Origin of the sequence: Rossellomorea pakistanensis, assembly GCF_016908495.1 — a bacterium.
Taxonomy (GTDB): domain Bacteria; phylum Bacillota; class Bacilli; order Bacillales; family Bacillaceae_B; genus Rossellomorea; species Rossellomorea pakistanensis.
Genome location: NZ_JAFBDZ010000003.1, coordinates 197,942 through 222,997, shown reverse-complemented (window position 1 = coordinate 222,997; position 25,056 = coordinate 197,942). Strand labels below are relative to the sequence as shown.

28 protein-coding genes are annotated in these 25,056 nt (G+C 36.4%); 10 read left to right on the top strand and 18 right to left on the bottom strand.

Translation table 11 applies throughout. The features are described 5' to 3' along the window. Nucleotides 1-160: 160 nt before the first annotated feature. From JOC86_RS15000 to JOC86_RS14980, 5 genes are all read right to left on the bottom strand, one after another. The gene (locus JOC86_RS15000) at nt 161-910 is read right to left on the bottom strand and encodes a YjbA family protein (protein ID WP_205173731.1); all 750 of its coding nucleotides are present in this window, start codon (nt 908-910) and stop codon (nt 161-163) included. 85 nt (nt 911-995) lie between these two features. Beyond that, nucleotides 996-1,232, bottom strand: coding sequence for a YuzI family membrane protein (locus tag JOC86_RS14995; protein WP_338021765.1), 237 nt, complete (start codon nt 1,230-1,232; stop codon nt 996-998). A 93-nt stretch (nt 1,233-1,325) separates the two neighbouring features. Then, complete coding sequence (locus JOC86_RS14990) at nt 1,326-2,090, bottom strand: DUF2268 domain-containing putative Zn-dependent protease (RefSeq protein ID WP_239587663.1); 765 nt, start codon at nt 2,088-2,090, stop codon at nt 1,326-1,328. Nucleotides 2,091-2,393: 303 nt separating this feature from the next. Continuing rightward, entirely contained in the window at nt 2,394-3,632 is a 1,239-nt protein-coding gene (gene fabF, locus JOC86_RS14985; protein ID WP_205173729.1) for a beta-ketoacyl-ACP synthase II, read from the bottom strand. A gap of 46 nt (nt 3,633-3,678) precedes the next feature. Beyond that, a complete protein-coding gene (locus JOC86_RS14980) occupies nt 3,679-4,614 on the bottom strand; it encodes a beta-ketoacyl-ACP synthase III (protein ID WP_205173728.1) in 936 nt (311 codons plus the stop codon). Between the two features lie 215 nt (nt 4,615-4,829). Between JOC86_RS14980 and JOC86_RS14975 the strand changes: the two genes are divergently transcribed. After that, complete coding sequence (locus JOC86_RS14975; RefSeq protein WP_205173727.1) at nt 4,830-5,045, top strand: hypothetical protein; 216 nt, start codon at nt 4,830-4,832, stop codon at nt 5,043-5,045. A 53-nt stretch (nt 5,046-5,098) separates the two neighbouring features. Here JOC86_RS14975 and JOC86_RS14970 read toward each other — a convergent pair whose 3' ends face one another. The 4 genes from JOC86_RS14970 to JOC86_RS14955 all read right to left on the bottom strand — a co-directional run bounded on the left by JOC86_RS14970 (nt 5,099) and on the right by JOC86_RS14955 (nt 7,905). Further along, the gene (locus JOC86_RS14970; RefSeq protein ID WP_205173726.1) at nt 5,099-5,287 is read right to left on the bottom strand and encodes a ComZ family protein; all 189 of its coding nucleotides are present in this window, start codon (nt 5,285-5,287) and stop codon (nt 5,099-5,101) included. After that, the gene (locus tag JOC86_RS14965; RefSeq protein WP_205173725.1) at nt 5,284-6,249 is read right to left on the bottom strand and encodes a BMP family ABC transporter substrate-binding protein; all 966 of its coding nucleotides are present in this window, start codon (nt 6,247-6,249) and stop codon (nt 5,284-5,286) included. The genes JOC86_RS14970 and JOC86_RS14965 overlap by 4 nt, the downstream gene beginning before the upstream one ends. Before the next feature lie 141 nt (nt 6,250-6,390). Further along, on the bottom strand, nt 6,391-7,143 hold the full coding sequence (locus JOC86_RS14960) for a hypothetical protein (protein WP_205173724.1): 753 nt from the start codon (nt 7,141-7,143) through the stop codon (nt 6,391-6,393). A gap of 18 nt (nt 7,144-7,161) precedes the next feature. Continuing rightward, entirely contained in the window at nt 7,162-7,905 is a 744-nt protein-coding gene (locus JOC86_RS14955; protein WP_205173723.1) for a hydrolase, read from the bottom strand. Nucleotides 7,906-8,347: 442 nt separating this feature from the next. Here JOC86_RS14955 and JOC86_RS14950 point away from each other — a divergent pair, with 442 nt between their 5' ends. Then, entirely contained in the window at nt 8,348-8,536 is a 189-nt protein-coding gene (locus tag JOC86_RS14950) for a YjzD family protein (protein ID WP_205173722.1), read from the top strand. Nucleotides 8,537-8,807: 271 nt separating this feature from the next. Here the strand turns inward: JOC86_RS14950 and clpB are convergent, their stop codons facing one another. The 4 genes from clpB to yjfP form a co-directional block, all read right to left on the bottom strand. After that, a complete protein-coding gene (gene clpB, locus JOC86_RS14945; RefSeq protein ID WP_338021764.1) occupies nt 8,808-11,399 on the bottom strand; it encodes an ATP-dependent chaperone ClpB in 2,592 nt (863 codons plus the stop codon). A 185-nt stretch (nt 11,400-11,584) separates the two neighbouring features. Next, entirely contained in the window at nt 11,585-11,764 is a 180-nt protein-coding gene (locus JOC86_RS14940) for a YjzC family protein (protein WP_205173721.1), read from the bottom strand. Between the two features lie 493 nt (nt 11,765-12,257). Then, nucleotides 12,258-12,566 (bottom strand): metal-sulfur cluster assembly factor, encoded by a 309-nt coding sequence (locus tag JOC86_RS14935; protein ID WP_205173720.1) that lies wholly within the window; start codon nt 12,564-12,566, stop codon nt 12,258-12,260. Nucleotides 12,567-12,637: 71 nt separating this feature from the next. Continuing rightward, complete coding sequence (yjfP, locus tag JOC86_RS14930; RefSeq protein WP_205173719.1) at nt 12,638-13,405, bottom strand: esterase; 768 nt, start codon at nt 13,403-13,405, stop codon at nt 12,638-12,640. A gap of 148 nt (nt 13,406-13,553) precedes the next feature. On the opposite strand from yjfP, the gene JOC86_RS14925 reads away from it, so the two are divergent. The 3 genes from JOC86_RS14925 (at nt 13,554) to JOC86_RS14915 (ending at nt 14,871) form a co-directional block, all read left to right on the top strand. Beyond that, a complete protein-coding gene (locus tag JOC86_RS14925) occupies nt 13,554-14,366 on the top strand; it encodes a Cof-type HAD-IIB family hydrolase (protein ID WP_205173718.1) in 813 nt (270 codons plus the stop codon). Between the two features lie 161 nt (nt 14,367-14,527). Further along, nucleotides 14,528-14,689 carry a hypothetical protein gene (locus JOC86_RS14920; RefSeq protein WP_205173717.1) on the top strand — a complete coding sequence of 54 codons (162 nt, stop codon included), beginning with the start codon at nt 14,528-14,530 and terminating at the stop codon, nt 14,687-14,689. Then, nucleotides 14,689-14,871: a DUF3813 domain-containing protein gene (locus JOC86_RS14915; protein WP_205173716.1), complete on the top strand. Its 183-nt coding sequence runs from the start codon at nt 14,689-14,691 to the stop codon at nt 14,869-14,871. Before JOC86_RS14920 ends, JOC86_RS14915 begins: the two co-directional genes overlap by 1 nt. A gap of 109 nt (nt 14,872-14,980) precedes the next feature. Here JOC86_RS14915 and JOC86_RS14910 read toward each other — a convergent pair whose 3' ends face one another. After that, nucleotides 14,981-15,727, bottom strand: coding sequence for a BsuPI-related putative proteinase inhibitor (locus JOC86_RS14910; protein ID WP_205173715.1), 747 nt, complete (start codon nt 15,725-15,727; stop codon nt 14,981-14,983). Nucleotides 15,728-15,786: 59 nt separating this feature from the next. Then, on the bottom strand, nt 15,787-16,641 hold the full coding sequence (locus tag JOC86_RS14905) for a YitT family protein (RefSeq protein WP_205173714.1): 855 nt from the start codon (nt 16,639-16,641) through the stop codon (nt 15,787-15,789). A gap of 134 nt (nt 16,642-16,775) precedes the next feature. On the opposite strand from JOC86_RS14905, the gene JOC86_RS14900 reads away from it, so the two are divergent. The 5 genes from JOC86_RS14900 (at nt 16,776) to JOC86_RS14880 (ending at nt 21,229) form a co-directional block, all read left to right on the top strand. After that, nucleotides 16,776-17,642, top strand: a complete 867-nt coding sequence (locus tag JOC86_RS14900) for a DegV family protein (protein ID WP_205173713.1) — start codon at nt 16,776-16,778, stop codon at nt 17,640-17,642. A 57-nt stretch (nt 17,643-17,699) separates the two neighbouring features. Further along, nucleotides 17,700-17,831: a DUF3941 domain-containing protein gene (locus tag JOC86_RS14895; RefSeq protein WP_205173712.1), complete on the top strand. Its 132-nt coding sequence runs from the start codon at nt 17,700-17,702 to the stop codon at nt 17,829-17,831. A gap of 167 nt (nt 17,832-17,998) precedes the next feature. After that, nucleotides 17,999-18,490, top strand: a complete 492-nt coding sequence (locus JOC86_RS14890) for a YajQ family cyclic di-GMP-binding protein (RefSeq protein ID WP_205173711.1) — start codon at nt 17,999-18,001, stop codon at nt 18,488-18,490. Nucleotides 18,491-18,820: 330 nt separating this feature from the next. Beyond that, nucleotides 18,821-20,176 (top strand): CoA-disulfide reductase, encoded by a 1,356-nt coding sequence (locus tag JOC86_RS14885; RefSeq protein ID WP_205173710.1) that lies wholly within the window; start codon nt 18,821-18,823, stop codon nt 20,174-20,176. A 183-nt stretch (nt 20,177-20,359) separates the two neighbouring features. Further along, the gene (locus JOC86_RS14880) at nt 20,360-21,229 is read left to right on the top strand and encodes an SDR family oxidoreductase (protein WP_239587628.1); all 870 of its coding nucleotides are present in this window, start codon (nt 20,360-20,362) and stop codon (nt 21,227-21,229) included. Nucleotides 21,230-21,334: 105 nt separating this feature from the next. On the opposite strand, the gene JOC86_RS14875 is transcribed toward JOC86_RS14880, so the two are convergent. From JOC86_RS14875 to JOC86_RS14865, 3 genes are all read right to left on the bottom strand, one after another. Beyond that, on the bottom strand, nt 21,335-22,369 hold the full coding sequence (locus JOC86_RS14875; protein ID WP_205173708.1) for a LacI family DNA-binding transcriptional regulator: 1,035 nt from the start codon (nt 22,367-22,369) through the stop codon (nt 21,335-21,337). Between the two features lie 279 nt (nt 22,370-22,648). Beyond that, nucleotides 22,649-24,172, bottom strand: coding sequence for an alpha-amylase family glycosyl hydrolase (locus tag JOC86_RS14870; protein WP_205173707.1), 1,524 nt, complete (start codon nt 24,170-24,172; stop codon nt 22,649-22,651). A 41-nt stretch (nt 24,173-24,213) separates the two neighbouring features. Continuing rightward, nucleotides 24,214-25,056 carry a sugar ABC transporter permease gene (locus JOC86_RS14865; protein ID WP_205173706.1) on the bottom strand — a complete coding sequence of 281 codons (843 nt, stop codon included), beginning with the start codon at nt 25,054-25,056 and terminating at the stop codon, nt 24,214-24,216.

The following is a 25,056-nucleotide window of genomic DNA, read 5'->3' as shown; positions in this document are numbered from 1 at the left end:
TCCAAATTCTTACAACAAGGAATATTCACTTTTTTTACGGAAGCTCGTTAACTGAATGTATCGTGATATAAAAATGTCCAACCCACTATTACAAAGTTCCTGTGAACGTCTTATTCAAAAACAAAAAATCGATTCCTTTTATGAGGAATCGATTTTCTCATTAATTTACTTTTGGACGGTGCTCAAGCTCCCATAATTTTTCAAAGAATGGCTGTCCTTTAATGAGTCGTTCACAAAGGACTAAATGCTTGTCCGACCAGCCTAATTTTGTTTCATCATATAGTTTCTGCCATACATCTTCAAAAGGTAATGATTGTATTGCTTCATATTCTCTTGGTGACCATTCTGTGTACCAATACCTTATTTCTGCTGTATTCTTGGATGAATTTAACTGGTCCAGAGCCATAAATAATAATTGCTTTAATTGTCTTTCTCGTCTAGTCAAACCATTCATCACCATAGGATTAGGTGATAATATATGATGTTCCTTACCCCCTTTTTCTACATAAGGAACAGAAAAATGGATTGCTTCATGGTCTTCCACCATTTCATAAACAAGCTGCTCCTGTCTTGGAATCAACCTGCTTTTTCGGATAGGGATTGAATACCCTATCGTGTCAACTACCATAATCCCTATACCATCCGTTACAATAAAGCAATAATCCATCTGAATTCTTTCATGGTTTTTTCGCAAGTAAGCTTTTTGATAAACATCATTTAATAGTGATTGTGGAAGTTCTGACAGGTCGTTTTCGATGTAATGATATAAGTCTGAGCTTACCTTCAATAACGGTGCTTGATCTAATAGCTCAATAACATCATCTTTTCTCCATTCGTGAAAATGACAAACATTATATCCGTTTTCCTCACCTTCAAACCAATTTACCCATACATCATGAAGATATAGCATGAATGACCCCTCGCTTCATCAAATCTATTTGTCATTCAGTATAGGCAGATAAAAGTCAATTTATTCCTTACTTATGTTATGAATTCTATTGATGCTTCTGATTCTTTGGTGTATATACGGATGCAGCTATAAAGATCATTCCAACAATTAACAAATAACATTCTACTCGAGTTGAGATAAATGAAAAATATTCTTGATAATTCATTCCTGTCGTTAATAAATTTAAGTACATGATAAGGCTGACTCCACCCGAAACGGCCAGTCCAAATCCAATCAACAAAATAAAGACTCTAAACATCATTCCTTCCGCCTTTAACGTCAAGATTTTTAATATATTGACTGCTATCACCCTCTAGCTCGTCCATTTACTATCATCATATGAATAAAGGCTGGAAATATGATTGGTTAAAAGAGGCTAACTATATTGGCTAGGCAGGAATTCCGATGAAGACTTTGCCAACCATTTCATCGTGTCCCCTTTATTTTCTTCTTTATATAATTCGATTAAATGATAGCCTACTGCATATCCAAGTAATGACGGATACATTCCTTTCCCTAACAGTAATTGATCATGTTTTGATTCCGATCTTGTAATGGATATTTGATTCTTTATATACTTCTCCCAGAAGGTAGCTAGTTGATGCTGTGAATATCGTTTTGCCCAATTAGATACATATTTTTCTCCACAGTATTCTTTTACAGCCTGTTCGGCTAATCCTTCAAATATGATGGCGTCTAATAAGTGATATTGATCATTGTTTTTATTTAATAAATTCATTCTCGTTGCATGATGGTATTCATGTACAAATAATGCTTCCCATTCCTTTTCATCTGTATCGGCTGAAAGGAATAAATACACCTGGTCTTTAAATGAAACTCCTGATTTCTTCATTCCATGACCGAATAAGCTCGCCTTCCCTTGAATCGGAAAAATATAGATAGGTACAGAAGGACCTTTCCAAAGTCCTTTATATTTTTTATAGAATCGTCGAACTGTATTCCAGGCTTTTTTCTTTTTTAACTTGTTATTTTGTTCTTCAATATTAGCATGCGGCCGATACATTCCATAAGATTGTAAATAACGATAAAATTCTTTCCTTTCATTCTCTGGAACTCCTATTTTCTCAAGTATAATTAATGGTTTTAAAAAGTCTTTCTCTAACCATTTATCTGTCGGCATAACGCTCACAGAGACCTCTCCTTAAATATACGTTTTCTAAACTATATGAAAGCAAGGAGAGTGTTGATAACAAAAAGAACAAAAACGTAATCGCCTCGTTTAGCCCCGACAACCATAAACCAAGCCATGAAGGAAGGGTGCATTTCCCCTTCCTTCATGGCTTGACTTAGACTCCCGAGGCTGGGCACTGGGGCTAGTTTAGGACTACCTAATTTCAAAACTATCACCATTTTTCCAATACAATAAAAAAGCTGCATCTAACACCCCTATTACAGGGTTAGATGCAGCTTCATATCAAAAAGATTATTGATATTTCTTAAATACGATTGTTGCATTATGTCCACCAAAGCCAAGTGAATTACTCATAGCAACATTTATTTCTTGCTTTCGCGCTTCATTTGCCACATAGTCTAGGTCACAATCTGGATCTGGGGTTTCTAGATTCATTGTCGGCGGTAAAATTCCGTCTTTTATGGCAAGCACAGAGAAGATTGCCTCCACACCACCTGCTGCACCAAGTAAGTGTCCTGTCATTGATTTCGTTGAGCTGATAGCAAGCTTATAAGCATGCTCTCCAAACACTTCTTTAATAGCCATCGTTTCATATTTATCATTGTATGGTGTGCTCGTGCCATGTGCATTTATATAATCAAGATCTTGTGGTTTTAATTCTCCATCTTGAATGGCAAGCTTCATGGCACGGGCTCCTCCCTCACCACCAGGGGCAGGTGCCGTAATATGATAGGCATCTCCTGTGGAGCCGTACCCAACGATTTCTGCGTAAATTTTTGCACCACGTTGAAGTGCATGTTCAAGTTCCTCTAATATGATGATCCCTGCACCTTCCCCCATAACAAAACCATCTCGATTTGTATCAAAAGGTCTTGAAGCCTTTGATGGATCGGGGTTTGTAGATAAAGCAGTATTAGAACAGAATCCAGCCATTGACATTTGAGTAATCGGTGCTTCTGATCCTCCAGAAACCATTACATCAGCATCCCCGCGTTGAATGACTTTAAAAGCATCCCCAATCGAGTTTGTCCCTGTTGCACAAGCGGTGACTGTACAGGAATTCATCCCTCTTGCACCCAATGTAATCGATACTTGACCAGCAGCCATGTCTGGGATCATCATAGGTACGAAGAATGGGCTGACTCTTCGATATCCTCTTTTTAGGAACGTTTGAAACTGTTGCTCAAATGTTTCCATGCCCCCTATTCCAGATCCTATCCATACTCCAACTCTATCAGCATTCTCATCTGTAATTTCTAAGTTAGCATCTTTCACAGCCATTAATGATGATGCAACAGCATATTGAGTAAAACGATCCATTTTTCTCGCTTCTTTACGATCAATAAAAAGTTCTGCATCAAAATCTTTTAACTCAGCAGCCACTTTTGCTGGATATTCTTCTGGATTTAAACGTGTCAGCTCTCCGATTCCTGATTTTCCTGCTAAAATGTTCTTCCAAGTGCTATCAACATCATTTCCTAAAGGAGTCACAGCTCCAATTCCTGTAACAACTACTCTTTTTTTATTCATAATATCCTTCTCCTTTTCTAACTTTACAAGAAGATTGCTTAAAATATTAACGTCCCCATTTTAACACAATGGCACCCCAAGTTAAGCCGCCACCGAAACCTACCATTACAATCGTATCGCCATCTTTAATCTTTCCTGCTTCTAGTTCTTCCACAAGTGAAATTGGAATAGATGCCGCAGAAGTATTTCCATACTTATGGACGGTTTTAGACATTTTCTCTTCCGGTAACTCTAAGCGCTGCCTCGAGGATTCCATAATACGAATATTTGCTTGGTGTGGGATGAGAAAATCGACATCCTCTTTTACTAAACCTGCTTTTTCAATTACATTAATAGCGGATTCACCCATTTGTCTAACAGCAAATTTAAATACTTCTCTACCATTCATATAAATGTATTTTCCTCGTTCTTGGTACAAGTGCTTTCCGCCAGATCCATCAGCACCTAGTTCAAATGCCAATATCCCTTTACCCTCTGATACAGGCCCCATAATAACAGCACCAGCACCGTCTCCAAATAGTACTGCTGTATTACGATCTTCCCAATCTGTTATTTTAGATAGTTTTTCTACTCCAATAACAAGGATATGCTTATAGGCACCACTTTCAATAAACTGTTTTGCTGTTACCATTCCATACATAAACCCTGCACATGCCGCACTTATATCCATCGCAGCAGCTCGATTAGCTCCCAACCGATCCTGAAGCATCGTTGCTACAGAAGGAAATGGCTTATCAGGTGTCACGGTTGCAACCAAGATAAGGTCTATTTCTTCAGGTTTGATTTTTGCATCTTCTATTGATCTCATTGCAGCCTCATAAGCCAAGTCAGATGTATCAAAATCCTTTGCAATTCTTCTCTCTTCAATACCCGTTCTTGTTCGAATCCATTCATCTGATGTATCCATTCTTTTCTCTAAATCATGGTTTGTAACAACATGTTCGGGAACATAACGACCAATTCCAATTACTCCAGCGTTCATACTGGCATCCCCTACCTTTAATTTAATCTGTTCGTTATTCTTATCATTATTATCTATTATTATGACTTGGTACTAATTTTAACGAAATTGGCTAAAAACTTCAATCATTTTTCTTTTTATAGCCTGTGTTTGTTTTAAAATCGGTATACTTGACCCAGTCGCATTTAAACATTACTGCATAGTTTATAGTAAAAGTGCATAGGAGAGATGTTAAGATGAAGGAGTATGAAGCGGAAAGCAAGGAACATCCCTTTGATCGCTTAATGAGTAACTCTTTAAAAAGTCCGTTTAAGGAAGAAGAACGAAAGGATTTACCTGAACCAAATAATGATGACATCTTTGGGCAGTTGGATCAAATATTGGCATCTCTTGGTGATCTTAAGCCTTTATGGAGTCAGGTTTCACCATTTATTAAGAGCTTTTTCAAGTGATATCAAAATAGCAAAAAGAGGCTAACAGTGTGTTAAGCCTCTTCTTTTATCAATTATTTATCTGCCAAAGCATCTTGTTTTCCTAATTCATAAGCCTCATTCATAACTTTCGTAAATAATTGCATAAAAGGTTGAATCATTTCCATAGATAATTCTACCCCTGCTTGATCTAATTGTTCTTTTGCTTCCGGAAGGTATTTCATTGCGATTTGCATAAATTCCATATTTTTATCTTGATTCATTTCGTTTCCTCCTCATTTGGTAATGTCCCCTTCTGTTTATACTTTTCAATATGCTCTTTTATTTTTTGCTGAAAGGACTCATTAACCTCTGGACTAAATTTACCCATTGAAATAACCCCATCTTGAAAATCAACCGTTACATTTCCCGATGGAAGTTCTTCACCAATATACTTATCCGCTATTAGTTCGTAGAGTCGCTCAATATGTTGAACAGTGCTAGTTAAAACGGTTGATTCTCCTAAATCTGATTGATCTGAAATATAACCAATCGCATAAAGCCCATTCTCCTTTAGCTTTTCAATAACAGGAACATTATATCCATCTCCAGCAGGATATACAACATCTACCCCTTGATTCAATAGCTCATCTAATTTTTGAAGCGCCTTTTCATCATTATCCCAATCTTGTGTGTAAAGAATGGGGATCTCAATCTCTTCATTAATAAATTTGGCACCCTCATAAAATCCTTCCACCTCAGGTTGCCATTCAAATGCAGCGATAATTCCAATTTTTTTACTTTTACTCTGATGTGCAGCAGTCATCCCGCCAAAGTATCCCATAGAATATCCTTCAAACTTATAGCTTGTGGTATTCTTTTCTTTAGCATCACCGTTAAAGCTAACAAAATGAATATCAGGATAATCTTGGGCAAGCTGATTGAAGGGCTCTGCATATTCACTTCCATGCCCAAATATAAGAGTAATTCCTTTTTCGTTATATTCTTCAACGGCTTTTTTTATTGCTGATTCTGATTTAATCCCCTCTTTATAAAAAACATCTAAATCATGTTTAGATTGAATTTTTAATAACCCTTTATACCCTTTCGTACCCCAAACTTGATCACTAACTGTTTCTGCCACAAGAAGCCCTACCTTAGGAAGTTTTTCTTCCATTATCGGATTAGAACATCCCGTTAGTAATACTGACAAAAACATTATTCCCAACAAAATATGCTTGATCATATGCAGCCACTCCCCTTAGACGACAAATGAAGCCAGGCTTCACTCTTTATCGTTAGGCTTGTCCAAACAATAGACTCTTTTATTCTACCTTTCAAAACAAAGGTTGAAAAGAGAAATTTCGTCAACCGTACCATTCTTTACCTAGAAGGATTTTCTCTGAAGATCTAATACCTCTTGAAATGTAAGGGAAGGTTTCACTTTTAAAACCTCTAGGTCTGACGGAATTTCTCTTTTCTTATTTACATATAGCTCTGAGGATGAATGGATTTTAGATAAAGCCTTTTTCCAACTATCTTCTATACTAGAAAGCAGCAGATAGTCTTTTTCACCTTTATCATGATTCACAATAACATCTGCAGCATCTTTAACATAGATAACGGAAATCGGATCATCGATAAACTGATTGAGGCATTCCGTGTTTTCTTCCGTTAATATTTTTTGAAATAAATATTCCTTTGGCTGATAAGGGCCAAAAAGGGTTGGGAGATAATAAGTAGATATAGAGGTATTTAGATTTCTAAAGAAACCTCTTATTTGTTCTCCTGGGTTATCCTTATCTTTTTCCCTTTCATTTAAAGGAAAAACCATAATGGTATTTGAAATCAATCCTTCCTTTTCTTTTATAAACCCTTTAATAAATTCATATAGTTTACTTTGCTTGTCTTGGTTAATTAAATCATATATAGGTAAATAAACATCAAATTTCTTGGATAGGTCAGGTACATTGTTCATTGAGGAATATTGAATATTTGCATTTCTCCCAATTTCTAACCATTTCGCTGCCAGATCTTCAGTTTGATCAAATGCTTTTACTTCATAGCCACATTCTAATAAGCTAGAACAGATTTCAAAACCCAGAAATTCTTGAGCAGCTAACACAACAGCTTGATTCATCGTCAGTCCCCCATCTCTCTATAATTCATATTCATGTTTTTGGAAATAGGAGGTGATTTTCCCTCCAATCGTACTCTTCTTTTCAGGCAATAGAAAAAATAAGTCTGTTAAATACTCCTTCTTCATTCTATCTTTATATATTTCTTTTATGAATGGAAATTGTTTTTTATAACGCGATGTCGAAACCCATTGAATCATATAAAGAGGAATCGAATAACTCATAAAGTCTAGATAATCCCCTTGATAGAAATTTATCCATTGTTCACAGTCTTTTTCATTTATTTCATTTGCTTGGGAAATTTCTTTTTGTAATTTTTTAAAGAAAAACTTTTGCTCTTTTTCTTGGTGATAATGTTCATAAAGGGATACACACGGGGAATAAAGGACAACCGATCGTAAATCATTTCTAAGCATAGGATACAATTTCCGAAGGACTAAAGCTCCCATCCCATCTGCTAAGATATGAATTTTCGAATTCATAATTTCGGTTCTCTTCACATACTGATACATCCTTTTAGCAAGCTGGACAGCTCGATCACTTCCCCAGTTAGCTCCAAATAGATTGGAATAAAACACAAAATACCCGTTATCATTTAGCGCCCGAATAATTGGACTTCTCGCTTCCTGCTGAAGCCAGAAGCTGCTATTATTATCGACATAATGATGATAATCGCCTAAAATCATAACACCGAACCCGTTTGGTCTTTCAGGATAGTGAATCATACACCATTGTTGCTCAAGTTGAAAACTACGATGCTTCATTAGGAAACCTCCTTATTCACATAGTGAGTCATAATAACATATGACTGTAAATAAAAAATGCATGGAGGTTAGCCTATTTTTCTCTCATTTTTAAGAAAAGCTACCTGTATATAAATAACCCAAACTTTCGATTTACCAAACCTCAGCCCAGCAGAGAGTTAATGTTCTAATGCACAGGGCATTGCACAGCTATGGTAAAACAAGTTTTTATTCAGAGCATCTCCTTCTACAAAATACTTTCATGACTTTTATATGACAAAAAAAGAAAAGGTTTTCATCTTTTTAATAAAAATATTTATTATTGCTTAGCTCTGTGATACTATAAAACAGACAATGATTTCGTCATACAAATCTTAACTATTATGGCTTTAAGGCTGTTATCCCCTATAACGTGTGTGGTGACTGCTTTTATTACATAGATATTGAAATGAGGTGACAGCAAATGAGATATTTTTGGACATTCTTTTGGGCTTTCTTGCTCATCGAAATGACAACTTATGTAGTTAGTTCAATGAATGGAGCAACATTTCATTTTGAAACAGGAGCAATTATTGCTGTTGGTGTAACAATCCTAATTTTTGTACTAAGCGCATTAATTCCTAATGATCCTGTAGAAGATTTTGATCATTAATAAAGGCTCTTTTCGTAAACTTTGTTACTTTTAGTCAGTCACAAACATCTTAAATCATTCAATCATTTATTGCTTTGATGAAAGAGATGCTCCGAAACCTTCATCATTAAGGGTTTCTATTCTGGTACGAAAAGCAACAATCTATGTGAAAACAGCCTTAATAAAAAGGTGTCCATCTGGACACCTTTTTTTGGTTCGATTAGCCAAGAGTGTTCCCTTCATTGTCCGGGACCGTTCCACGAACTTAAGTAAAAGAACACAAAGACAACGTTTAATTTTCTTTCTTAATCACAAACGATTCGTCATTAAAATCAATTAAAATCCTATCGTACGGCTTAATAGTACCTTTTATAAGCTGCTTCGCTAAAAGCGTTTCTACTTGCTTTTGAAGGTATCTTTTTAATGGCCTTGCACCATATACCGGATCATAGGCAGATTTGACAACATACTCCTTTGCATTATCCGATAATTCCACTTCAATATGCTGTTCTGAAAGCCTCATTCTTAATTCCCCCAGCAATTTCTCCACAATGCCTTTCATGTTCTCAATAGAAAGTGGTTTAAAGAGAACGATGTCATCGACACGGTTTAAAAATTCAGGTCGGAAATTTGTTCTTAATTGCTGAATGACGAGCTCCTCTGTTTCTTTACTAATACTTCCTACCGACTCTAATAAATATTGGGAGCCAATATTTGACGTCATAATAATGACCGTGTTTTTAAAATCTACTGTTCTTCCTTGTGAATCGGTAATCCTTCCATCATCTAACGCTTGTAATAAAATGTTAAAAACCTCAGGATGAGCCTTTTCAATTTCATCAAGTAGTATTACCGAATAAGGTTTTCTTCTGACTGCCTCGGTTAATTGCCCACCTTCTTCATAGCCTACATATCCAGGAGGAGCTCCTACCAACCTTGAAACAGCATGCTTTTCCATGTATTCAGACATATCAATCCTAATCAATTGTTCTTCACTATCAAATAATGTCGCCGCGAGAGTTTTGGCTAATTCTGTTTTTCCTACTCCAGTAGGACCTAAGAAAATAAACGATCCTATTGGTTTGTTTGGATCTTTAATTCCTGCCCTCGCCCTTATGACCGCTTCACTCACAAGCTGTACTGCTTCATCTTGTCCAATGACTCGATCATGTAAAATGCTTTCTAATTTCAATAATTTATCTCTTTCACCTTCTACCAGCTTTTGAACAGGAATACCTGTCCACCTAGCAACGATATTCGCGATTTCATCCTCAGTTACTTCTTCCCTTAATAAACGGGTATCCTGTTCTTCCATCATTTTTTTCTCGAGTATTTGAAGTTCCTTTTCCGCAGAAGGTATCTTCCCATGTCTAAGCTCGGCAGCTTTGTTAAGGTCATAATTACCTTCTGCCTCTTCAAGCTGTCTCCTTAATATATCAAGTTCCTCTCTTTTTTCTTGAAGTCCTTGTATAGAAGCTTTTTCTGTTTCCCACTTTGATTTCATTTCATTGGCTTTCTCTCTAAGGGCTGCTAATTCTTCTTGAAGAATGGCTAATCTTTCTTTACTTGCTTGATCACTTTCTTTTTTCAATGCAGCTTCTTCTATTTCCAACTGCATCACTTTTCTTGTTACTTCATCTAATTCAGTTGGCATCGAGTCAATTTCTGTCCGTATCATTGCACAGGCTTCATCCACTAGGTCAATCGCTTTATCCGGTAAGAACCGGTCCGTTATATAGCGATGTGAAAGAGTAGCAGCGGCAACGATCGCACGATCATGAATATTGACTCCGTGATGTATTTCAAATCTCTCTTTAAGTCCTCTTAAAATAGAAATCGTATCTTCGACATTCGGTTCGTTTACCATAACCTGCTGGAACCGTCTCTCGAGCGCAGGATCCTTCTCGATATATTTACGGTGTTCATTTAAAGTTGTTGCGCCAATACAATGGAGTTCCCCTCTAGCAAGCATAGGCTTTAAAATATTTCCTGCATCCATTGCCCCCTCTGTCTTTCCTGCGCCAACAATTGTATGCAGTTCATCAATAAATAATATAATTCTGCCATCACTCTTTTTTACTTCATTTAAAACGGCTTTAAGCCTCTCCTCGAATTCTCCGCGAAACTTAGCTCCTGCTACAAGCGAGCTCATATCTAATTCGAAAATGGTTTTATCCTTTAAGCCTTCGGGAACATCTTTTCGAACGATTCTTTGAGCCAATCCTTCAACAATTGCTGTTTTCCCTACACCAGGCTCACCGATTAAAACTGGATTATTTTTTGTCTTTCTTGATAAAATTCGAATCACCTGACGTATTTCTTGGTCACGACCTATGACTGGGTCGAGCTTGCCTGATTTCACATCTTTTACTAAGTCTCTTCCATATTTTTTTAAGGCTTCATATTTGATTTCAGGATTTTGAGTGGTCACTCTTTCTCCTCCTCTCATATCGATAACCATTTCTTTAAGGCGGTCATTTGTAACATCATTTTTATGTAAAAATATAGATAATTCATGCTTATCCATCTTCATGATGGCTTGTGCTAGATGCTCCACGGCAAGAAAATCATCATTGAATTCCTTTTGAATCAATACCGCTTTTTGTAATAGTTGTTGTAAATCAGCTGAAAAATATTGACCATACGTCACCCCTTCACCACTAACAGACGGTTTTTTCTCTAAGGCACTGTATATAAAATCAATTAAATGTTGAACATTTAAATTTAGACGTTTATAGAGACTTGTTAATAAGTTATCTTCTTGATTAAGTAGTGCTTTCCATAAATGAAATACAGTAACTTCTGTATGTTGAAAATCGACGGCAATTTTTTGCGCTCCACCTATGCCCTCTTGTACTTTGTATGTCATTTGATCGATATTCACGTTAGCATCCTCCTTTTGACCAATATTGACCTTTATCTTCATTATAAGTTTTAATAAGAAAAGAGCAAGCAGACTGAATTCAAATTTGCTGATACTGTCATAAAGAAAGGATTACTTTTGTACTTTATTTTCTATAAAAAGTAAAGCCATCCGTCTATAGAATGACTTTACTACTGATTTATTCCTTATGGCTTTCTCTTATATGTCCAGTGACGATTATCATTGGCATTCTCAGGAAAACGATCACCGGCTTTTAGCTTGATTTTTTTAGGGTTTTTAACATTACTCCCTGTTTCACCAACTTCAATATATACTCCATTATTAGGAGCTTTTTCACCATTACGAAAATGTCTTTGTTGACCCATATCGATTTCCCCTCCTAAAAGCATGGCTACATTCTTACTATTTCATGAATCGTTTTAATTCATTCGCGTAGGTTATTACCATAGACTAGCTAAAGGTTCTTTTCATTACGCCATATAATGGCTATTTAGGCTCATAAATTTATGCAGTCAAAGTAATGGCAGTGAAAAATTGAAGCTCGAACACTTTAAGTTCTCTTTTTTCGCTAATTGCAACTGTTTTGCACAGCTTTCGTATGAAATACATCTAATTTCTAAACCTATGCTTATCCGTTAGCAAGCCATCTCCTATTTATTTGTCCAATAGAGACGATCCTTTGTCCGATACTTTATTTTGTCCAAGATAAGAGTTAATTTGTCTAGAATTAAAATATTTTGGCCAATCGACAAATTTCAACTTTTTTTCAAATCTAAGTGGACTTCCACTGGATTAAAACAGGCTCATTATTATATTCAAAACGATAAGAAAAAGCTGGCATGCAAGCCAGCTTTTTCTTTATCGAATACCTAATGCAATTTTAGCATAACGTGACATATTGTCTTTACTCCATGGAGGATTCCAAACAATATTTACTTCCGTATCTTTAACTTCTGGAATATCGCTTAGTGCTGCTTTTACTTGATCCACAATCGTGCCGGCAAGCGGGCACCCCATAGAAGTAAGTGTCATCGTGACAATTGCTTTTCCATCTTCTTCTAATTCTACATCATACACTAATCCTAAGTTGACTATATCGATTCCTAATTCAGGGTCAACTACTTGTTCTAGAGCACCCATCAAATTATCTTTTAGATCTTGATCCATCCCGATTCACTCCTTATTCATTCGATATATTCATAGTAACAAATGACTCTAAAATACACAAAGCACAGATCCTATAAATATTTATCAAACCATTCTGTCGCTTTTAGTACTCCCTCTCTTGTTACTTTATGACCTTCAAGTTCACCAGAGATAAATTGAAGTTTGTCCTCATTTTTTTCATAATGCGGGAGTATACTTTCATAAAACTTATATGTAGGGGCATATGGGACAACATTATCTTGTTTTCCATGCCAGAATAAAAGTGGCCTTTCCGCTAGTTTGTCTGGTTGTTGACTTAGATCGTATTGACGAATATGCTCAATTTGCTCCTCAAGTTGCTCTTTTGTAATCGGAAGGCTTCCATGTTTTTTCTCAATATATTGAATTTGCAAACGGGCTAGCTGTTCATATACAGGGCTTCCCATAAGACTTACGGCAGCACGAATCCATGCATATCGACGCATGGCCCCTAAGGTAATGATTCCTCCCATTGAAGTCCCTGCAAGCCCATAACGTCCATTTTCTACTAAACCTTGTTCTTGTAAGTATTCCTTTAAAAGAGAGATTTCATCAATGGTTTTAGTCACAATCTTCCAGAACTGAAAACTCAAGGTTCTTTCATCCAACTTTTCTGATCGTGATCCATGGTATAAGCAATCTGGAAGTAGTACCCGAAAGCCTTTTTCCGCAAGATAATAAGAATAATGTAAATTATGTTCTTTTGCAGAAGTGAAGCCGTGTATGAAGATAATAGCAGGTAAAGGTTCGTTTATTTTTACCGTTTTTGCTATTTGTAAAAATTCTATATGTTCAACTGATTTTTCTTCTATGGTGATCAACAATTTTTCCTCCTATACAGCTTAAGTGTTTTTAATCGTGTATTAATTAATTGTTAAAATTTATTCTAATTAGTTTAACATGGTGGACTTATACTTTTCTAAACATATAAACTGTAATTAGACACTGAATAGATTGGGGACATGTTGAATGAGTCATGAACGTCATTTAATTGTATTAGATTTAGATGGAACTTTATTAACAGATGATAAAAAAATCTCGACCACTACTCTTCATACACTTAAGAAAGCAAAAGAACAAGGGCATGAAGTGATGATAGCTACTGGTCGCCCTTATAGAGCCAGTGAGATCTATTATAGAGAGCTTGGATTAACGACTCCAATTGTTAATTTTAATGGGGCCTTTGTTCATCATCCTTCAAATCCAGAATTCGGCATCCACCATGAACCGTTGGATGTGAAGGTCGCAAAGGAAATTGTTGAGGCCTGTCAGGATTTTAAGTTTCTAAACATTATTGCAGAAGTGATGGACGATGTTTATTTTCACTACCATGATGAGAAATTAATTGATGTGTTTAACTTTGGTGAACCTAATGTAACTACTGGGGACATTAGAAACTTTTTAAATGATAACCCAACTTCTATGCTGATCCATGCAGAAGAGCATCAGGTAGCGGAGATTCGTAAGCATTTAAATGAAGTTCATGCTGAAGTTATCGACCATCGTAGGTGGGCAGCTCCATGGCATGTCATTGAAATCGTTCGTAGCGGTTTAAACAAAGCGATTGGCATACAAAAAGCAGCCAGCTTTTTAAATATTTCAACTGATAAAATCATTGCTTTTGGAGATGAGGATAACGACCTTGAGATGATCGAATATGCAGGTGTAGGCGTAGCAATGGGGAATGCCATTGAACCCCTTAAGAATATTGCAAATGAAATTACATTAAGTAATGAAGAAGATGGAATTTCTGTTTTCCTTAAGGAGCGATTAAACCTTTAATTGTTTGGAAGACATGGAAATCTTTCATATGGTAAGAACTCTTTAACTGAACCATACTAACAAAGAACACATGGTGTTCATAAAGCTAAAGAACACATGGTGTTCATAAAGCTAAAGAACACATGGTGTTCATAAAGCTCGTAATAAGGGGTGTGTTAGTTATGGGTAGAAGCAGAAGCAATAAATCGAGACGATTTGTCCAACAAGGGAAAATTGCTGTAAGCAAGCACGATGACCGTATACCTTATCACACAACACTTGCAGAAGCAGAGGCCAAGAAATTGGAATACGTTAAAGAATCTTCGCTTGGGGGAGTTGAATAATGGGGAATCCATTATATCAACAAGCACGTAAATCCGTTATGATGGCTAAAAATGCTTCTGAAAATGATAGGCAGAATTTAAAAGCAAAGGCTAAAAATGCTTTATCATCTGCCTATGCGAATTCTACCGCTGCAGAGCAGCAGCAACTTCATCAATTACAAGACGAGCTCGAAAGTTTATAAAACAATAGGGGCTGTCCCTCCAAGGTCCTGAACCAAATTTCAAATATAGAAGATTTTCTATATTTGAGAGAGGCTTCTAACACCTTAGTGGGACACCCCCTTTGTTCGTTTATTCTAAGTCAACGGAATAGGTATTAATGATTTTGCCGTCCCTTTCATCACGCTCATAAAGGGACAGTATTTGAGAAGAGTCTGATTTTGGAATAAGCGGAAACGAAAAAGAAAATCTCGTCCAATTTGGTGATTCTTTTTTAACCTTCAGTAATGTTTCCCCTACCAGATAATCGTGACCATCTTCTACTGCATAATAGAAGCTTCCCCTTTTCACCTTCGCTTCACCATCGATTATTACTTTTCCTTTATCTTTGTTCACCTCAATATTTCTAAAAGTAAGATTTTCTTCTTCTACAGTAAAGCTTTCTTTAGCGATATTATTAAATTTAATTGGCTTATCATTTACACTATGGGCCATTAGCTTTGCTTCAATTGTATAAATACCTTTTTCAATACGGTTTCCATTTACTTTAAGATCCCAAGTACTTTTCCATTTCTTCGTTTCTTTTCCTTCTATACGGACATGTTGGATAGCTTGTAAGAATGCTTTTCCATCACTAAATTGAAAAATCTTATTCCCTTTTGCATCCTTAATCACGTAGTCATAAATCTGACTTGATTGAAATTGAACGGTCTTTCCTTTATCTGAAGGATTATACAGGCCAAATTCAAAAGTAACACTTTCGGCAGTAGGAGTAACCCGAACTTCCCAGAGCATATTAGTATCCTCCTTCATATTAGCATTTGTTTGAGAAGGCAAAAGTAAAAAGAAGATAGCAATCAGCAGTACTATTTTTTTCAAAGGTGAGACTCCTTTCAATATATGAATTTTCACCTTTATTATTTGTCTATCATTATAATTTAATCTTTTCTAAAAAAGCCAAATATTCCCGCTGTTTGTACTATATTTGTAAATGCATGTGGATCGACTTCCTTAATAACCCTCTCTAGTTCAAATAATTCATATCTGGTTATGACGATAATCATCATTTCTTTATTTTCATTTGTATATGCTCCTTTTGCAGGAACCGTTGTAATTCCGCGAACCATTTTGGCATGAATCGCCTTCCGTAACTCATCCGTTTTCTTTGTTACAATCATCGCGGTCAATTTTTCATGACGAGTATGAATAGCATCAATGACCCTTGTGGAAGCATATAGCGTTACAAGGGTATATAACGCTTTTTCCCAACCATATAACATTCCTGCTGTAATAATAATGACTGCGTTCATGATAAAGAAATATGTACCGACTGGACGATCTTTCATTCTTGAAAGAATCATTGCGATAATGTCCATACCACCTGTTGATGCCCCCCATTTAAGGGTAATCCCGACTCCAACGGCTGCAATGACTCCACCAAAGACAGCGTTTAATAAAATATCTGGTGAAAGATGAATAACTGGTATGAGTTCTAAGAAAAATGATGTAAGCACAACTGATATGAAGCTGTATACCGTAAAAGACTTACCTACCTTTACCCATCCTATAATAATTACCGGAATATTTAGCGCTAACAATAAGATACCGGTTGATAACGTCAATGGTGTATATTCAGTAATGATATTCGCTAATAATTGAGCCATTCCTGTAAATCCACTAGCATACACATTTGCAGGAATTAAGAATAAGTTCATGGCAATGGCATTTATGAATGCTCCTATCAATACAACCGTAAATACTTTGGTTTCAAGCCAAACTCTATCTTTTGTCATATACAATCCTCCTCTTTTTTATAATAAGCCATACCTTTATTTATCCCAAATTTTAAAAGTAACACTATAATATTGTCATTTTTTCAAAAAATAGCTAGACTTAATGTAAATACCAATATTAAAGGGTGAACGTGATGAAAATTAATTTATTTGCCGATAGTGCTTGTGATTTACCTTCTGCTTATTTTGAAGAAAATGATGTCACATTAATCCCTCTAAGAGTACATATTGATGAAAATAATTACGAAGACTTGATTAATATCCAACCAAATGAAGTTTTTAATGAAATAAGAGCTGGGAAAATCCCTAAAACATCCCAGGCTTCTCCTCAGCTCTTTGAAGAACTATTTACAACCCTCGCAAAAAGTGGAAATAGTGGCATCTATATTGCCTTTTCATCTGAGCTTTCAGGTACTTATTCGACTGCCGTGATGGTGAGAGATCAGGTTAAAGAACAATACCCTACACTTGACCTAACGATTATTGATTCGAAATGTGCTTCCCTCGGACTTGGGATTGTAGTTAAACAGGCTGTAGAAATGATAAAGAATGGTGCATCAAAGGAAAGTATTGTAAGTGAAGCAACCACTCGATGTCAACACATGGAACATCTTTTTACTGTTGAAGATTTAGAATACCTCGCTAAAGGCGGCAGAGTTTCCAGGGCTTCTGCTTTTCTAGGTGGACTATTAAACATTAAGCCTCTTCTTCACGTTGATGATGGAAAGCTTATTCCAATCGAAAAAATCCGTGGTCGAAAAAAATTATTAAAGCGAATTCTCGAACTCATGGACGAACGTGGTGTGGACCTTTCTGAACAGATTATTGGGATAAGCCATGGTGATGATGAGGAATCAGCATTAGAAATGAAACAGTTCATTCAAGAAAGATTTCATCCAAAAGAAATTTACGTTAACATAATTGGCTCTGTTATTGGTGCACATGCCGGGCCAGGGACCCTAGCAATTTTTTTCTCAAATCAATCACCAAAATCAACATAAATATGACCTCTAAAGGGGAAGATATTTTTACCCTTAATAAAAAGTGAGGTTAAGTTTATGTCGCATACATCAGATAATGATAAAAAACCGAAAGATAACCAAGCATTGCATCATGAGAAAAACATGATGAAAGAAAAGAATCGTAAAGCAGGAAAAAACCAGTACTCTAAAAAAACTGACCACATATAAGAGGCGATCCCGAACCGATTTACCGGAACCACATATAGAAGAATTACAGGGAACCTTCTATATGTGGATCCGAACTTGAATAGGATGCCTCTTTTTCTTGAATATGAATGACGTCCATGCTTATAATGAATGTATTAATGATTTCGGTACATATGGAGGGAATAAGCATGGCTAAGGAAAATTCATTCGACATCGTTTCTAAAGTAGAATTTACAGAAGTAACCAATGCAATTAATATCGCCTTAAAAGAAATTCAGAACCGATATGATTTTAAAGGAAGCAAAAGTGATTTAAAGTTAGATAAAGAAGAGCTTGTTTTAATTTCAGATGATGAATTCAAATTAAATCAATTAAAAGATGTTCTACTAAGTAAACTGATTAAACGAAATGTCCCTGTAAAAAATTTAGACTATGGAAAAATTGAAGGCGCCTCAGGAGGAACAGTAAGACAAAGAGCAACAATTGCTCAAGGTATTGATAAAGAAAACGCAAAAAAAATCAATACCCTAATTAAAAATTCTGGACTAAAAGTGAAAAGTCAAGTTCAGGATGATCAAGTTAGAGTCACAGGTAAAAGTAAAGATGACCTTCAAAAAATTATGGCGTCAGTTAAAGAGGCCGATCTTAATATCGATGTTCAATTTGTCAATTTCAGATAAAATCTATCTACTAAATGAAGGTTTGATCAATCACCGAATGGGTAAGATATACTCATTCGGTATTTTTTTTAAGACTGTTTTCGCATAGGTTGTTGCTTTTCGAACAAGAATAGAAACCCGTAATGATTATGGCTTCGGGGCATCTTTCCGTCAAAGTAATAAATGTTCCACTAGTATTAAATGATGTAAGATGTTTATGATTGAACAAAAGTAACAATGATTAAGAAAAGAGCCTTTATTCATTTTCTTAACTAACAGAATGATTCCTTTACATTGTTTTAGACTATTAGAATAAACTTTATAATCTAACCAATTTTTTGAGGTGAACGTATGAAACAAAAAATCTTAGTTATAGGCGGTGTAGCTGGTGGTGCGACTACTGCTTCGCAAATTAGAAAGCTTGATAAGGAATCCACCATCATCATGTTTGAAAAAGATGAATACATATCCTTCGGCAACTGTGGAATGCCATACTACATCGGGGACATTATCACAGAACGTGACTCTCTCTTCGCTGCTACTCCTCAATCCTTTAAAGAGAAAAAAAATATTGAAGTAAGAACCAGACATGAAGTCATTGACATCAATCGTCCTTCCAAAATATTAACGATTAAAAATCTGCAAACAGAAGAACTTTATGAAGAAAGTTATGACAAGCTCCTTCTTGCACCCGGAGCCTATCCTTTTGTACCTGACCTACCAGGAATTGGGATAATTCCATCCTTTACCTTAAGAAATATTGAGGATATGGATTATATAAAACAGTATATCAATGAACATACCCCATCTAGCTGTGCCATTGTTGGTGGCGGGTTTATCGGTTTAGAAATGGCGGAAAACTTTACACAAATAGGATTGGATGTACATGTCATCGAAAGATCAGAACAGGTCATGAAGATGATTGATCCATCTATGGCTGAGCATTTGCATGAACACCTGAAAGAAAATGGAGTTCATTTGCTTTTAAACTCTTCATTAGAAGGGATTGAATCTGACCGAACTTTAAAATTATCAACAGGAGAACAACTCAAGGTCGATTTTTTACTTTTTGCTGTTGGTGTAAAACCAAAAGTCGATCTAGCTGAAAAAGCTGGTCTTACAATTGGCGAGACAGGTGGAATTGTCACTAATGAGTTCATGCAAACAAATGATCCAAACATTTACGCTGTTGGGGATGCGATTCAAACTTTTCATTTTCATTTACAAACACCCAAAAGAGTTCCACTTGCGTGGCCAGCACATAGACAATCCTATATTGCTGCAAAGCATATTGCCGGTGAACCTGTGTCATTTAAAGGCTTGTTAGGGACCTCAATTGCAAAGGTTTTTCATTTAACTGTAGCTGCTACCGGTTTAAGTGAAAAAGCACTCAACCAAATGGAAATGGAGTATAAAACCGTTGAACACAGTGGGAAATCACACGCTGGGTATTATCCTGGAGCTGAATATGTATATATTAGAGTTCATTTTAATCCATTAGATGGGAAAATTTATGGTGCTCAAATCGTAGGTGGGGATGGTGTTGATAAACGAATTGACGTAATAGTCACCGCTATTTACGGGGGAATTCCTGTTCATGAACTACAAGCTTTGGAAACCTCTTATTCGCCCCCCTACTCTTCTCCAAAGGATTTACTAAACATTGTCGGTTACAAGGCAGAAGACATGATACAAAAAACAAAATAGTAGATTGATGGGCAGTTTCCATATTTCAGGTAACTGCTTTTCTTATTTTTCTTCTCCTCCATAATTCCCCACATTATATACATGATTAATAAAATTATTGAATGGGTAAACACTATTTTAAGTATTAAACCCTATAACTCTGATGGTTTTAATAAAACTCAAAACATAAGGAGAGGATCATTCTTGACACAAAACCAAAATTCAAAGCAAACATTTCCTCCACAGCATCAACATCATCAACCGGGTATGGAAGAAAAAATGAATCCTTATCCACAGCATATGGATGAACAATATAAACCTGGCGGCAAACTCAAAGGAAAAATAGCCCTTATTTCTGGAGGGGATAGCGGGATTGGAAAAGCTGTTGCTCTTTACTATGCTAAAGAAGGAGCAGACATTGCTATTGCTTATTTAGAAGAGCATAAAGATGCTGAACATACGAAGAGACTCATCGAACAAGAGGGACAGTCCTGTATCCTTTTCTCTGGTGATTTAGGTAGTGTCACATATTGTAAGGAAGTAATCCAAAACACAGTGGAGCACTACGGGAAATTAGATATTCTTGTTAATAATGCTGCGGAACAGCACCCACAAGATAGTTTATTGGATATCTCTGCACAACAGCTTGAGAAAACATTTCGAACCAATGTTTATTCCTATTTCTATTTAACAAAAGCAGCTCTTCCTCACCTTAATAAGGGAGCAGCGATTATAAATACGACTTCTATTACTGCGTATCAAGGCAATGAGCAGCTGATTGACTATTCATCAACAAAAGGAGCGATTGTTTCCTTTACCCGCTCACTTTCACTCTCTCTGGCTTCACAAGGAATAAGAGTCAATGGTGTTGCTCCAGGTCCAATCTGGACACCATTAATCCCATCCACTTTTTCAGCCGATAAGGTTGCAACTTTTGGAGGAAACACTCCGCTAGGGAGGGCTGGACAACCATTCGAATTAGGTGCAGCTTATGTATTCCTGGCATGTCATGATTCATCCTATATCAATGGTCAAATCATTCACATTAACGGTGGAACCATTGTAAACGGTTAAAGTCAAAAGCAGAAAAAAATACCGGCTAGGAAGCTTTGCATCTTAAATACAATCAAATCCCAATGAAAGTAATCAAGAACTAAGATTACTACATTGGGATTTGTATTAATGATCTTGATCTTTATATTGACTACAAGAAAAGCGCTCAACCATTTCATGAGGTACGATAATTCTTTTAATTGGATCTTTTGGATCTTCAATCTTTTGAATCAGGCTTTTTGCTGCCTGATAACCTAAATCAAAAATGTTAATGTCAACAGATGTTAATGGCGGCCGTGACATTTCTGAAAGTAAAACATTGTTAAAGCTCACAATCGAAATATCATCAGGAACAGATATCTCCATTTCATGAAGAGTGTTCAAAACTCCTAATGCCATTAAATCATCTGCCACTACCATCGCTGTTGGCGGTTGTGCTAGCTGCATTAATTCTTTCACAGCTTCCTTTCCACCCTCTTGTAAAAACTCTTCATGAATGACGTATTCATTCACTAATTCAATACCTGCATCTCGTAAGGACTTCTCATACCCCAGTAGCCTTTCGACAGTAACGACAAGATTTAAATCACCACCGATAAAGGCAATTCGCTGATGCCCTAAATTCAACAGATAATCTGTTGCCCCTTTAGTAGCACGGTAATTATCATTATCGACATGGGTAATTTCTTCTGAGTATTTAAATGGTTTTCCTATCATCACAAAAGGAAATCCACGCTCTCGTAAATACATCATGACCTTATCTTCTACTTTTGAGTATAATAGTACCACTCCATCAACTCTTCCGCCTTGAACCATTTGAACGATTCCATCATAGATTTCTTCATCACTCTGACCTGTTGTCATTTGCAGCGCATATTGCTTTTCATGTGCCCCCTCACTTAACCCTCTCAAAACCGTAGGAAAGAAGGGATTCTGAAAAAATTTATCAGCTGACCCTGGAAGAACTAATCCTAGAACCTGTGTGGACTGATTGGCAAGACTTCTAGCAATGAAGTTTGGGTGATAACCTAACTGATTCATAGCTTCCCTAACTTTTTGCTTTGTTTTTTCACTTATTCGGGAATTGTTGGCGATAACCCTCGAAACGGTAGACGGTGCTACATTTGCTAACTTCGCAACATCCTTAATCGTTACGGCCATCATCATCCCCCCCTTCTCACTTAGAAAAGCGCAAGCACCTTGTAAAGCTTCATGACTGTATTAAAAGATAGTTCACGACTTTACTAGAACCACGAAGGCAACACTACTTGCGCTGAACATAAATAAATCATTTCGCACTAATTTTTTTACTCATCTATATTTTACCAGTTTCCGCTTTCATTTTGAACAAGAGTGAATAGACTAGACGCTGGATTGAAACGAATGTTGGATATCAAATATTTTCAATTCGATTCGTTTCGGAAAAGGAAAGAATAAATGTTACTTAGTATCTTTCCTCTTTTTTCGTCCACGTTTCCAAACAAAATATATAAATATAAGGAATATAATATAGACAGCTGATAAAGCTCCGATAAAGGAAAGGTTCAATCCACTCTTTTCCGCTAGAGCAAAAATCTCAGACGATTCTCGGTCTAAAATAATTGAATAATCGCCATTTTCCTCTTTAACCATACCACCTGCAAGTACGCCTCTTAGCTCTTTATTCTCTTCAAGTTCATCAGAAGAGATCGTAACCTGTTGCGACTTACTTGAATTATTAATAGCCACAACGATTGTCTCATCCTTATAATTCCGTTTGAAGACAGCCATACCATCTTTTTCATATAGGAGTTCCATTGTTCCTCTTGTTAATGCCGGAAGATCCTGACGAAGTTCTCCAAGCTTAGTAATATGATCAATAAGTTCTTCGTCTGTCTTGAAATTCATAAGTCGGTGATTATCAGAAGATTCCCCACCATTTAAGGCGATTTCAGACCCATAATAAACAATTGGAATACCAGGGACCGTGTACATATATGTCAGAGCGAGCTTCCAGCGTGTTCCTGGGAATTGTTTGTTTTGAACGATTAAACTCGTAAATCGATTCATATCATGATTGTCGATAATCGTTCCCATTAAATGTGGTTGTTCAAACAAGGACTGGTTTTGATCAAAATAATGGAATAAACCTTCCATCGAAACGTCTGGCTTTTGGAAAACCTTTCGCATTTCCTCTGCTTGTGGAAAATCAACAAATCCACCTATTCCATTGTCATCATATTTGGAAATATTTTGTAGATTGTTATTAGATCCTTCACCCAGAAGATAGAAATCTTTTTTCACTGATTTTACTTCCTTTGAAAACTCACTCCAAAATGGCTGTGAAGCTTGCTGAACCATATCTAATCGGTATCCATCCACATCTGTTTTTTTAATCCACCACTTAGCTGCATCGAATAAGTACTCTTTCACTTCTGGATTTTCTGTATTTAGAATAGGTAAATCAGGATTCTCTTCCCCGTTATCGTTCAACGGCTGTTTTCCCTGGAACCACCCTTCTTTTTTCGGATCATTTATCCAAGGATGATTAGGTCCTACATGATTTACGACAAAATCCAGGATCACTTTCATGTCACGCTTATGTGCTTCCTCTACAAGCTTCTTAAACTCTTTTATGGTTCCAAAGTGTTCTTCTGTTTTATAGAAATCTTGAATCCAAAACCCATGATACCCTTTAGCTTCATTATCAAAAATAGGTGTTAACTCGATTGCAGTAAACCCCATTTCCTTCAAATAATCAAGCTTTTCAATGATACCTTGAAAATCCCCGCCTTGATATGCCTCGGGATCCTTAACATTGACCTCAAAATCGTTTGATGGATCTCCATTATGAAATCGATCCGTCATGAGAAAATAAATTGTTTCATCCTGCCATTTTCGTTCTTCTTTTTCAACAGCTCCTGCCGGGAGGGCGTAAAAAAGAAGAAACGGGACTAATATGAGAGATAGAACTCTTCTTTTCATCTCCGCTCCTCCTTAATAAAATTGTAGTAACGCCTATAAGATTATCCTTTTGTACCCCCAGCCGTCAAACCTGAAACAAAGTATTTTTGGAAGAATAAGAACAAAATAGCAATTGGTATGGCAATTAATACAGACCCAGCTGCAAATGTCGTAAATTCTGCCCCAAATTGTTTGGCAACCATATCGTAGAGAGCTACAGGAAGAGTATACATTTTTTCCGAACGCAATAAGATACTGGCAATAATGAAATCTGCAAACGGTGCAATAAATGAAAATAAGGCAACAACGGCGACGATCGGCTTGGCAAGTGGCATCACAATCTGAAAGAAGATCCTTAAGTGACCTGCCCCATCCATTTTAGCTGATTCATCCAGTTCTTTCGGGATCGTATCTAAATAGCCTTTCATAAGCCATGTATTCATCGGAATCTGTCCACCTACATATACAAGAATCAATCCAATATGTGTATCAAGTAAATCCGTTACTAAAGCTAGGACGAAAATCGCAATTAATGCCGCAAAGTTAGGAATCATTTGTAAGATTAAAAATGTTACTAAACCATTCTTTCTCCCTACAAATCGATAACGAGAAAATGCATAGGCTGTCAAGCTTACCATTAGTACTGTTAATGCCATCGTACACAAACTTACTTTTAGTGAGTTCCAGTACCAAATAAGGTAGTCGCTCTGTTTGGTATCAAATAGCTCTTTATAATGAGCTAATGTCGCATTCTTGGGAATAATGCTTGACCCTGAGAGACTTTGGCCTGGATTAAAAGAAGAACCAATAATCCACGCTACAGGATATAAAATGATGGCAAACATAATTCCAATAACGATGTATGATAGTGTCAATCTTATAAACTTTTGTTTTTTCATATTCAT